General features: G+C 44.9%; 8 protein-coding genes. All 8 read right to left on the bottom strand.

Features of this window, described 5'->3' with window-relative positions; all coding sequences use genetic code 11:
- Positions 1-13: 13 nt before the first annotated feature.
- The 8 genes from BACINT_RS07975 to BACINT_RS07940 all read right to left on the bottom strand — a co-directional run bounded on the left by BACINT_RS07975 (position 14) and on the right by BACINT_RS07940 (position 11,946).
- On the bottom strand, positions 14-235 hold the full coding sequence (locus BACINT_RS07975; RefSeq protein ID WP_007212024.1) for a DUF2795 domain-containing protein: 222 nt from the start codon (positions 233-235) through the stop codon (positions 14-16).
- A gap of 72 nt (positions 236-307) precedes the next feature.
- Positions 308-862, bottom strand: a complete 555-nt coding sequence (locus BACINT_RS07970; protein WP_007662091.1) for a cob(I)yrinic acid a,c-diamide adenosyltransferase — start codon at positions 860-862, stop codon at positions 308-310.
- Between the two features lie 97 nt (positions 863-959).
- Positions 960-1,592: a hypothetical protein gene (locus BACINT_RS07965; RefSeq protein WP_007662090.1), complete on the bottom strand. Its 633-nt coding sequence runs from the start codon at positions 1,590-1,592 to the stop codon at positions 960-962.
- A gap of 14 nt (positions 1,593-1,606) precedes the next feature.
- Complete coding sequence (gene bas-suc, locus BACINT_RS07960) at positions 1,607-3,109, bottom strand: 3-succinylated cholic acid synthase (RefSeq protein WP_007662089.1); 1,503 nt, start codon at positions 3,107-3,109, stop codon at positions 1,607-1,609.
- Between the two features lie 144 nt (positions 3,110-3,253).
- A complete protein-coding gene (locus BACINT_RS07955) occupies positions 3,254-3,727 on the bottom strand; it encodes an HU family DNA-binding protein (RefSeq protein ID WP_007662088.1) in 474 nt (157 codons plus the stop codon).
- Between the two features lie 414 nt (positions 3,728-4,141).
- Positions 4,142-6,727 carry a glycoside hydrolase family 2 TIM barrel-domain containing protein gene (locus BACINT_RS07950; protein WP_007662087.1) on the bottom strand — a complete coding sequence of 862 codons (2,586 nt, stop codon included), beginning with the start codon at positions 6,725-6,727 and terminating at the stop codon, positions 4,142-4,144.
- 29 nt (positions 6,728-6,756) lie between these two features.
- A complete protein-coding gene (locus BACINT_RS07945; RefSeq protein ID WP_007662086.1) occupies positions 6,757-8,694 on the bottom strand; it encodes a RagB/SusD family nutrient uptake outer membrane protein in 1,938 nt (645 codons plus the stop codon).
- 12 nt (positions 8,695-8,706) lie between these two features.
- Complete coding sequence (locus BACINT_RS07940; protein ID WP_007662085.1) at positions 8,707-11,946, bottom strand: SusC/RagA family TonB-linked outer membrane protein; 3,240 nt, start codon at positions 11,944-11,946, stop codon at positions 8,707-8,709.
- Between the last annotated feature and the right edge of the window lie 237 nt (positions 11,947-12,183).

Raw genomic sequence — 12,183 nt, 5'->3', positions numbered from 1 at the left:
TTAAAAAGCGTATCTAATACTCTTCTTCGTTAAAGAAGAAATCCTCTTTGCTCGGATAGTCGGGCCATATATCTTCGATGCTCTCATAAATATCGCCTTCATCTTCCATTTCCTGCAAATTTTCAATCACTTCAAGCGGAGCGCCCGAACGTATGGCATAATCGATTAATTCATCCTTGGTTGCCGGCCAGGGAGCATCTTCCAGTTTAGATGCTAATTCCAATGTCCAATACATAAGTTCTAAGTATTAAAATTGTGAATATTAAGTCCTACTTTCTATTTTTCGGCAAAAGTATAATAAAATCTCTCACTTACAACTATTATCCCAAAATATTTCATCTTTTTTCTCATCCAGATTGATTTTCCGTGACAAGACAAACAAATAATCGGACAAACGGTTCACATAAGCAAGTAATTCAGTAGCTACTTCGCATTGTTCAGCCAAGGCCAGGATACGTCGTTCAGCCCTGCGGCAAACTGTGCGGCAAACATGACAAACCGATGCTCCGCGACTGCCGCCCGGCAATATAAAAGCATGTAACGGGGGAAGCAGGTTATCAAGCCGATCTATTTCCCGTTCGATACGCTCTATCTCTTCCGGATGAATGACACTGGCACATTTCAAGTCCGTTTTTTCCAGATCGGTGGCCAGATTGGAACCCACTGCGAAAAGGCGATCCTGGATATGGCGTACAAGCATCCGATCCGCTTCATCGGACAAATAAGTGATAAGCACTCCCAAGTTAGCGTTCAACTCGTCTACTGTGCCGTATGCTTCCAGACGAACGTGGGTTTTAGGAACCCGGTTACCGCCTACCAACGAAGTGGTACCTTTATCACCGGTTTTAGTATATATTTTCATAAGCGATTGGTGTTTAGTGATTAGTGATTAGAGGTTAGTGGAGCGGTTAATCACTAATCACTACCCCCTAATCACTTATTCAAACGCCTAAAGATAATCAAAAGTTGACAATATAGTCTTGTTTTATCTTTGTTTTATCAAAGAATAGGATGCCAAGGTCATAAAGGTCGAATGTAATACCTACATGTTCATCCTGCTGCATGCGTTTCCAAAGAGCTTTCATCTGCGGAGTGTAGCAGATTCCTTCGACCACAAAAGCGGAGCTACGTACAGTGCGTGCAGCACAGATACGGAATACTTCCTCCACAAATTCCGGATGTCGGTAGTCGTGCAGATAGAGAAAGCCAACTGGTACTCCGGCTTCCAGAAATAGCTCGGAAAGTTCAGAAGCAGATGTATAGTCGGCCCCTTCCTTACCGGCTTTCAGATAAAGGGAAGAAGCAGCAAGAGTACCGGCATCTACTATCGTATCGGGCTGGATATAATTCACCAACCGGAACAAAAGGCGTTTCACCTTTTTCGACTCATACTTCCAACGCCCGTCTTTTTGAGGTGCTAACTTCTTTTGTTCTGCCGCCAGGTCTTTATACTTATAATAAGGAGTATTTTCATAAATCACCTGTGTAATCAGGTTGAAAGCAAACGGAGAATGCACTCCGTAACCGCAACGATGACGAAAACGGCGTAACCAGATAAAAGGACGTTTCAGAGCTAATGTGATACGGTTCATAATACACAAATCTTTTATTGGCCACAAAGATAGATAAAATCGGAAGAATAGTTCGCCTTAACCGCTAAATGAACATCGCCTCCATCAAACCAGAAAATGAGGTTGAGCGCACTGATCCAATTGACGTAATGCGCTTTCAGCTCCAGCGTAGTAGTTGAGGGCCAGGCATAGCTACCCGCTACATAAAAAGGGCCTTCTATCCCGGTGAAACGTCCTTTGGCTTCGATAGAATATGGAGGATATGCATCTATTGAAGTCTTTTCCCACTGCTTGTAGCCAAATGGCAAGTTATATTCAAGCCCATCGGCCTGCGTCACGGTCATTATGACCTCTTTGGGTTTGAATTGAAGACGGAGCGACTGCCAGCCCAATTTATTCGGCTTAAGCATAATAGGTTTGTTCGCATACTGCCGGGCAAGAGGTGAGTTTGCTTTCCCTTGCGCCACCGGTAACTGATAAGAAGATTGCTTCTTCAACAAGCGTTTATAATCCTTTCCCGGCGTCAAAGGCTCATCGCCTACGGCAGGCAACAGACGATTCCAGACCAAGCGGCGTTGCGTGATTCCATCTATGATGCTACATTCGGTGATGACTACTACCATATCTTTATCCGGTATAATAAGCGCATATTGCCCTAAAGCACCGTCTACGCGAACCGCTCCCGGATATTCACAAAGCCACATATGATAACCATAACCATAGCCAAAGCTACCTGTATCGGATTGTTTAGCCATCATCAGGTCTACCCAGTCTGCCGGAAGCAACTGTTTGCCTTCCCACATACCACGGTTTAGCAGTAACTGTCCAAGCTTCGCCAGCGACTCACTTTGCAAGTACACTCCCCAGCCACCGGTATTGACGCCCTCGGGACTCACCTCCCAGGACACATCAGTGATGTGCATGGGGTCGAACAGTTTCAGACGGAGATAATCCAGTAATTTCATACCCGTCACCTTCTGTACGATGGCGGAAAGAATATACGAACTCATGGAATCATAATCAAAGTGTTCTCCGGGAGTCTTTATTTCTTTCCCCAGATAACCTCTGACCCAGTCTGTACGACCTTCACGCATCTTCCAGTCCGGGGTGACACCGGAGGTCATGTTCAGCAGATTCCGGACTGTCATAGCGGCAAGATTGGGGGAAATGCTATCGGGAAGTTGGTCGGGGAAAAAGGATGCGATCCGGTCTGTCAACCGCAAGCGGTTCTCGGAGATGGCGAGTCCGATGGCGGCACCGACAAAAGTCTTGGAGCAGGAAAACATCGTGTGCCGATACTCCGGGGCGAAGGGTTCGGGATACATCTCCGCGATCACTTTTCCGTGACGCAGCACCATTACACTGTGTATATCGGTCTTCGGCAAGGCCATCAGAGAGTCCATCAAAGCAATGAGCGCTCCGGAAGGGACCCCTTCGGCTTCGGGCGTCGAGCGTTCGAACTCACGTATCTGCGCACCAACCGTTGTCGACACCAGTAAGCAAAAAATGAGGAGAAATAAAGTAAGTTTGTTCTTCATATCTATATTGCATTATGCACTTACACATTAATTATGCGCAAAAGTAAGTCATTCAAATAGGCAAGACAAATCTTCGGAACACTATTTAGTTAAGTTTCACGGAAGGGGAAAAGGGATTCCCCCTCTTCCCCCCAATCCACCTACTTATCCCAACGGATCATCTTCAATACCGCCATCACCAGAATCACCTCCGCCCGGCTTTACGACCGTATCTTTAGCCACAGTCCCCTTACCAAACTCCAGCCTTTCCACACTTGCCTTACCAAGCATATCCTTAAAATAGCTTCCCGGATAGAAAATGATTTTTCGACGATATACCGTATTAGCATCCACATCTCCCGCTCCCGCCTGACTTTTCGCGTTCAGTCCGGGACGGAAACAGCCGAAGTCTCCCAACTGCACGGAATATCCTTTATCCAAATCCATATTCAGGGTATCTATCAACCCGTCAATTACCATCTTCACCACACCACGCGGTGCCATACTCACCTTCTGCACTTCTTCACAGAGCTTATCAAATTTCACCAAGCCCAACACTTTGGTTTGAGCTACAAATTTCTCAGTATTAGTCTTATCAAAACCAAACACCACCTTCTTTACTTCATACTTAATTGCCATAATCTTTGTTGTTTTAATGATTAATAATATGATTCATTTTCTTTTATCTCATCCCAAAGCACGAAGTCTTTTTACTGTGAGGCCTCAACAGACAGACGTTCTGTTTCTCAGATTCGATGTTGCAAAGTTAGGGTGAGAAGTATGAGAAAGCAAGAAAACAGCATCTACCAAGCAATTTTATAAAGCATTAATAAACAACACATTATCAAAAGGCAATCTCTACAACGGATGAAATGAAAAGGAAACTATAAAAAACAGAAAAGTAGAAGATTAGATAGTAATCTCTACAAACCTGAACCCTAAAGGATTGAAAATGAGAGTAAGGGATTTAAAGCATCTCTACAAACAAAGTAGATTTCGCAAAAAAAGAAAGGAGCCCATCGACTCCTTTCCCATCAGACAATCTCTTTCGGTTTATAACCTTCGGACTTTAAACCCCGAAAGAACCGGCTTGCCTTGCAACGGCGTAAAACGTATATCAATACATCCATCATTATTGTTCACTATATAGCGTCGACGGCATGCGTTGAGATAACGGTTGTTATCGGCCGGAGAGAAATTCTGTTCCACAACCTCACCGCAAATGGTGATGTCGAACCGCTTGGACACGGCACTTGCCCGTTCATCTCCCTTGCCAAGCAGATTGGCCTGCTGCCGGGCCGGTCGGCTAACATCCGCCATCAACAGTTCCACCTCATAGGTTCCGGCAGGAGCGTCAATCTTATACTCCGTTATATCCTCCATCCATGTCTGATAGACTGGTCCATCTACAGTATTATAAATTTCAGAGGTAGTGCTGCGCCCCTTACCGTTCACGTACCCCCATTCCCCGGCAGTATAAGGACGATCCGGTAACCATGTCAAGTGACTGACATCTGAAATGAAATAACAATTGCTGCCAACGTTTACTGCAAGTTCGTCCCCTTGATGCAAGTCGGGGAAAAGAGCGAGCGTCATCATCATCACATCTTCCACAAGAACGCCGTTCCTATAACCTCTGGCCACCAACGAAGAATTTCCTTCCGGCAACTTTACACGAAATATAGTATTATAATTGGACGTGCACTGCTTGCCGCAAGAAGCACCGTTCAGAATAAGCTCCACCTCATCCAGATTGGTATAAATCTTGATGGGATGTTCTTCTCCGGCTTTTCCTGTCCGCAATGCCCAATCACGGCTTGCTATATGCAACACCGGCACATCCTTACGCCACATAGCCTTAAAATAATAAGCTATATCTTTCGGAGTCCGGTCATTATAGAAAAGCCCCTTATTGTTGACACGAGGCATAGATTCCTGGCGGGCGGCCACATTGAAATCGACGTACCCCCAATAAGCACATCCGGCAATGTAGTCATTATTTTCAATATAGGGCAGATAGTGCTCGATATATTCCTGCTGATATTCCATACTGAAATCGAATGGACGACCCTTAACCGAGTGAATACGTTTGTCTGAACCCGCCCCCCATTCGCTCACAATAATGGGACGATGTGGATAACGAGCGTGCTGATCTTCCAACCACTGTTCAAAATGAGGTAACTCACCAAAATACCATCCCTGATAGAGATTCCATCCGGCCACGTCTCCCAGTGCAAGTCCAATCGTGTTGTAAAGATCAGAACCGTGGAATGCCATGACGCTCACACGCGAAGAATCCTCTTCTTTCAAACGTTTTTCCAACCTCTGCGCCAGCTTAACAGTACGATCTCTTACTGCAGGCCACTCCGGTTTATCCGGTGTAGGAGCAATCAGTAATATTTCATTCATATATCCCCACGCCATGATACAGGGATGGTTGTAATGTTGCCGAATCATCTCCACCAGGTTCATCTCACAATGGTCATCATATCCCGGGGTATCGGGGACGATGTCGATAATGGGAATCTCCTCCCAAGCCAGCAAGCCCAGTTCATCACATGCATCCAGCAAAGCGTCATCCTGCGGATAATGGGATATACGGATAAAATTGCATCCTATTTCTTTTATCTGCCTTATGTCACGGCGGTTCACTTCGTCGTCTATAGCCACTCCTACAGGTGCCTGGTCCTGATGGCGGTTCACCCCACGCAGCTTATAAGGTTTCCCATTCAGACTGAATCCCTTGTCTGCATCAAACGAAAACCATCTGAAACCTATCTTATTAGAAATCTCATCCAAGACTTCACCGGTTTTGGCATTCACAATGGCGGTAACAACGCGATACAGTGTCGGCATTTCCGGTGTCCACAATTGAGGATTGTCTATTACATCAGATTTATATTCCACAGTTGCTGTTTCTCCCGCCTTCAGTGAAAAAGGCTGTGCATTCGTCTGAAGCAGTTTTCCCTGGGCGTCATAAATGCGGTTTTGCATCTTCAGACGTATCCTTGAGTCGGCATCATTAGTCACCTCCGCTTTTACCTGCACTACTCCTTCTCGTTCGTTGGCAACGGGGGTACTGACAAATACACCGGTCGACCCGTAGTTCGCCATGTTGAAATGCTGTTCCGGAGTGGTTATAAGCCACACATCCCGGTAGATTCCTCCCCAGAAAGTGAAGTCCGCCCAAAGCGGCGTAATGTCTCGTCGAGCATTATCAACAGTAATTTCTATCTCATTGTTCTCCCTTATAAGCCCGGTAACATCCAGAATGAAAGCCGAATACCCCCCGGCATGACTACCAGCCACCTGTCCGTTGACTTTTACGTCGGCAGCTTTACTGGCGGCATCTATTTTCAGATAATAACGTTTAGTGGGGGCTATCTCTGGGAGTGACAACTTTTTGCGATATTCACCCTTACCTTGATAATAATTTCTTTGAGAATAGGCATCGAGATTAAATGTATGGGGCAGATTGATGGGCTGCCACCGTGTTTCTCCATCCTTACGGAAGTCCCAACCATCATTAATGGTTTTCATCATCCTTTGCGCCGAGGCAGAGAAAGTGAAAAAAGCCAGGCTTACCAGAATCAGGAAAGCCTTTCTTGTCAAAAGACATAAAACGATATGCATGTTCATAATTGATATTCAAATAATCAAAAAACAGACTAGTTCTCATCAGCCACCGCTTCTTCCCAGGTTTCCCATTTCTCCACATTGGGGTCATATCCGTCGTAACCCGGATTTTGGCTAAGTTTTCCCAAGCGATTGGCGTCAATGGCCTTTTGAGGAATAGGCCAGTTAATATTGTGCTTGCCCATGGTATACTTGCGACCTCTGATATTGGCTCCAGTATCCTTATTATAATAGTTGTTGTAGTTAGTGATACGGTGAAACCAGAAGCTGTCCTCATGCAAGTACTCTTTATCATAAGTTTTGCCTTCATTATCGGGTTTGCCGCTGAGAGCAAGGCAATAAGAGATACGACTCAGTTCAGTGAAACGCCACTCTTCCATGTAAAGCTCACGGGCACGTTCATCCACGATGTCATCAATATCAACCGTAGTATAAAGTTGCTGACATTTAGCACGTTTACGCACAGCATTGACATCATCTACAGCAGTAGCATCTCCCAGATAATATTTGGCTTCGGCACGGAGCAGATAAGTTTCCGCGAGCCGATAGCAGTAAAAGTCAGCATAGCCACCACCATTGTATTGATTGGCAGAAGGCGTTTCATCTTCGGGAGATTCGGACCAAACCTTATAATGGGGCCAATCAAACCAGCACCGAATTGTATCGGAACAGAGCACTTGGGTGCCACCATCCTCGTCGACCCAACTGAAACGGACATTTTCTCCGTGATATTTAGTGTTCGGACGGTTATATCTCAAATCTTCCATACGCACCCAGTTGCCTACAGTATGACTATGGCGCAGGTCCCCCTCATCATTCACCCCATTAACATACCACAGAGAGTTTTCGGCAAAGTAAGTGGGACGTACAACTGCCTGCCCGCGTCCGAAAGCACGGTTGAAATCCAAATTATCTTTATAATCCGGATTGTTCAAAGCAAAGTTATCCACAGCTCTCACATTATCGGGAGTTTTAATCTCATCAGCATTCCATCTGGGAACCAAGTTACGCATAGTACGGGTGCGAATACCTGAATCAGTGCCGTAACGGTTGGGCAGAACAAGGATGGCCTCTTTGTTAGCGGCAATAGCTTTGTTTCCACCTTGGTGTAAATTCCAAATAACATTGTTGGTAATATTCCATGTTTTAGGATTAGGATTGGAAAAAGTCCCGAACTCATCCTGCATCAATGAGTAGCCTGACTGATCGATGAGGATATCGGCTTGTTCCTTAGCTTTCTGAAAATCACCGTTAGCAAGGTAACATTTAATAAGCAATTGGCGGCATGCCCCTTTGTTGATCATACCGATGTAAGTCATATCCTTTTGGTCGGGAACATTCTGTACAGCAAACTCCATATCTTGCACCATACGCTTGATGATGGCCTCGCGCTTGGTGCTTTTATAGTCTTGCTTGGGAGACTCTATAATTTTAGAAACAAAAGGTACGTCACCGAATTGGAAACAAAGATTCATATACCGGTAAGCACGATGAAAATAGGCACGCCCGAGAAATTCATTCCTGGTGGTTTCATCCAATCCCTCCACCTTATCAATATAGCTGATAACAGTATTGGCATACTTAATGCCGTTGTAAGTCTCCCCCCAAAAGATGACCAGACGATTCTGGTCAAAATTATACCAACCGTCAGTAGGTGTAAAACGTTCGTTTATGTCACAGAAAGCAAGTTGGTCATCCGTTTTGCCGGCTACCGTCAAATCAGAAAAAAGATACTCACTCATCAAAGGCAACATCAAGTCACAAGCTTCCGTATTTGTCCAATAAGCACGAAGTGCCTTGTCTGCCGAAGCTAAAGCAGCATTCAGACCATCCACCGTATTGAATGTTACAGTCGGTTCGTAAAGAGAGAGGGGATCCGGTTTCAGGAAATCATCGGAACATCCTGTAAAAAGCGCAGATACGCATGTAATCCCCAGCAACAATTTGAATTGATTTATATAGTTTTTCATATTTCTTTCTTTTTAAAATGTTAAGTTTATACCCAAAGAGTAAGTTCGCGGTGCAATATCTCCGGTTTCAGGATCTCCATATTCCCATTCCTTGCTCCAAGTAGCCACATTGCGTACGGTAGCAAATATTTTGGCATTCTGAATCTTAAACCGAGACAAGAGTTCTGCCGGAACATTATAGGCTACAGAGACATTCTCCAGGCGAATAAACGAACGGTCAACGACTCTGCTTGGCGCTGCAAGTCCCGTAGGTCCCTGGGCTGAAAGGCGGGCATATGTATTGGAAGAATTATCCACCGTCCAATATTTCTTGGTATAAATATTCTGGCAGTTGGTAATCTGCGAATAATTATTGTCATTGTTCAGATAATTACTGTCCAGACTCTTGTGTCCCATGTAAGAGTAGAGATTGAAAGAAAAACTCCAGTTCTTATAAAGTATGAAGCTGTTTCGCATGGACCAATGGATAGGAGGCGTAGTCTCACCCAAAAAACGCTTATCGTTATTGTTGTATACAGCAGTAGTAGTTCCATCTGCATTCTTACGGTCATCTGCAGTGTAATGATTGGCAACTTTCGGATCACCGGGTTTTTGTCCATACTTAGCGGCTTCTTCCACTTCATTCACCTGCCAGATACCGGTCACTTCATAATCCCAGATGGCACTGATGGGATGGCCTATGAACCATTTGTTGTCCACATCATCCTTTTCCTTAGTAATAGTGTTGCCGGCTGCATCCACGATGGTTTCATATTCGCCATACAGTTTCTTGATTTCATTTTTGTTACGGGAGAAAGAGAAAGAAGTATTCCATTCAAAGTTTTTTGTTTCAATGTTGCGCGTATTGAGTGAAATTTCAAAGCCCCGGTTTTCCACTCGTCCCAAATTGGTGGTAATGGAAGCGAATCCTGTAAAATCAGGTAACGACTGGTTCATAATCATGTCCGTAGTGGGCATTATGTAGTATTCCAAGCTAGCATTGATACGTCCTCTCAGGAAACTGAGATCTAAACCGACATTCCAGGAGGTAGTCTTCTCCCACTGCAAACCGGTATTTGGCAGACGGTCTACAAAAAGATATTTCATATCCAGCAGTGTGCCTGTAGTAGAATTTATGTATCCTTGCGAATACATTCCCAGTGCCAGGTTGGCCAATGCAATATAAGAGTTCGCCAAGCTCCGGTTACCGTTCTGTCCGAAAGAGACACGTAATTTACCGGACTCCAGAATATCTCCCCACTTCCAGAAGTCCTCATTGGTGAACGTCCACGCTAGTGCTCCGGAAAGGAAATTGGCATACGGATTGGTCGTACCAAAAGCGGAATATCCGTCACGACGGAAAGAGAATGTACCCATATACTTATCATCATACGAATAGAACAGGCGTGCCAGATAGCCGCAAGCCGTCTCACGATTATCGGTAGAACGGAATTCACTCAAATTCTTGTCCCCATTGGCTGTACCGTGAAAACCCAATGCTTCAGAGGGCAGGATATTGCGTGCTTGAATACGATCCGCCCACGACTGACGCTCTTCGGCTTCCTGCACCAAAGTCAGAATGGTATGATGCTTCTTAGCAAAAGTATAATCCCATGTGATAGTGTTATTCAGTGACCAGTCAAAGCGCTTGCTTTGTTCACGGTTCACGCGGTCTTCTGTTTCGGCCTGCCAGTCAGGATGTTCCGATGACCTATAGTAACGGTCATAGAAATATTGCAGACGCGGTGCCGCATTAAATGAATAAGTGATGCCGAAAGGCAACGTCAACTTGGCTGTCAGAATGGTGTTCAGTACGGTAAATCCCTTTTCCAAATCAAGATACTGACGGTCAAAATCAAAATTATATCCTTTCCAATAGGCATTCTCTCCTTGAGGATGCGCCACAAGCTCCCCAGCTTCGTTATAAGGAGAGGTAAAAGGGCTGTTACTTGTTATCTGCCTGTACCAGTCTACGGCAATGTCACCGTCCGAACGGTTCTGGAAATTGACGTTAGCTCCCACACTGAACCAGTCCGTCACTTTGGCATCCAACTTCATGTTGGCACGAATAGCGTTATACTCGTTTCCACGTACTATGCCTTCGTTGGAGAGGTATCCCAATGAGAGATAATAGTTCACTCTTTCAGTCATTCCGCTGATGCTGACATTATAGTCCTGGTTCAATCCCGTTTGGAAAGAATGGTCATACCAGTCAAAGGTTTTTCCGGAGAGGAAGTTGGCAAGCGTCACTTCACTCGCATTAAGTCCAATACGTCTTGCCCAGATTTCATCACTGCTCATACCGGCATCCTGAGTCGTCTGGTTTCTCCATGCATCCATAGTAAGTCCATACTTTCCCAAGTTAGCATCTGTCGGACGGTCAAAATATCCCGCAGGCAGGCCTCCTGTCTGATAAGCCTCATATTTTCCGGTAGATGGATTTACCCCATACGTATCTGTCGTATAAAAATCCCTGCGATAGTTCAGATACCCATCCGCATCGTATACCTTCCGGCCATCCGCGCGGGTAGCCCACCCTACGTTAGCACTGAAACTGATCACAGGCTTCTCTGACTTCCCTTTCTTGGTCGTCACAATAACAACACCATTGGCCGCCTTCGCACCATACACGGCAGCCGATGAAGCATCTTTCAGCACATCTATCTGCGCTATATCATTGGGGTTGATTTCGGAGAGTTCACCATAAAACATCATGCCATCCAGAATGATGAGCGGGTCATTATGACCTCCGTCAGAATATACGGAACGTTGGCCGCGTATACTCATGGATCCGCCTCCTTTAGCCGATTTATCGAAACCTACATTCAAACCGGCAGTTCCACGCAATACGTCTTGCACAGTCTTAGGAGCCTCATTTGCCAATGCATCCGGACGAACTTGAGTTACTGAACCCGTAAGGTCTTTCTTACGCATCGTGCCATATCCTATCACTACAACCTCATCTAGCATCTCAGAGTCTTCCAGTAATTCAACAGTCATCGTTGTTTTGTCCGAGGATAGAAGAATCTCCTGCGTCTTATAACCTATATAAGAGACAACCAATGTCTCTCCTTTCAACGCTTTAATCGAGAAGTTACCGTCAATATCCGTCACCGTTCCATTAGCACTTCCCTTCAGCAAGATTGTAACTCCAATCAACGGTTCCTTTTTACTATCCAACACTCTGCCCGTAATGGCAAGCTGTTGGGCATACCCGCTTACAACTCCTATAAACAGGAGAGCAAACCACATCAAAAATCTGTGTTTTTCCATATCATTAAATTATTAAATAAAAAAATAGTTATTCTGTCATTCCGAAAACAAATCCCATTCCCCTAAATAATCTTATAAATAACCATCCCCATACTTTTTTTCCCGTCTCTTCCACAATCAGCCTTTTCCCAAAAAGATGTGGCAAAGATGTGGAGAATGAAATGGAATCACGCCCCAAATATACCCAGAGAAGGGATAAAATTTGCTCTGAGTAATTTTTATACCTAGATTGAGCAA

Origin of the sequence: Bacteroides intestinalis DSM 17393 (assembly GCF_000172175.1) — a bacterium.
Taxonomy (GTDB): domain Bacteria; phylum Bacteroidota; class Bacteroidia; order Bacteroidales; family Bacteroidaceae; genus Bacteroides; species Bacteroides intestinalis.
Note: the sequence above shows the minus strand (reverse complement) of the source record. Positions and strands in the feature narration are given on the sequence as shown.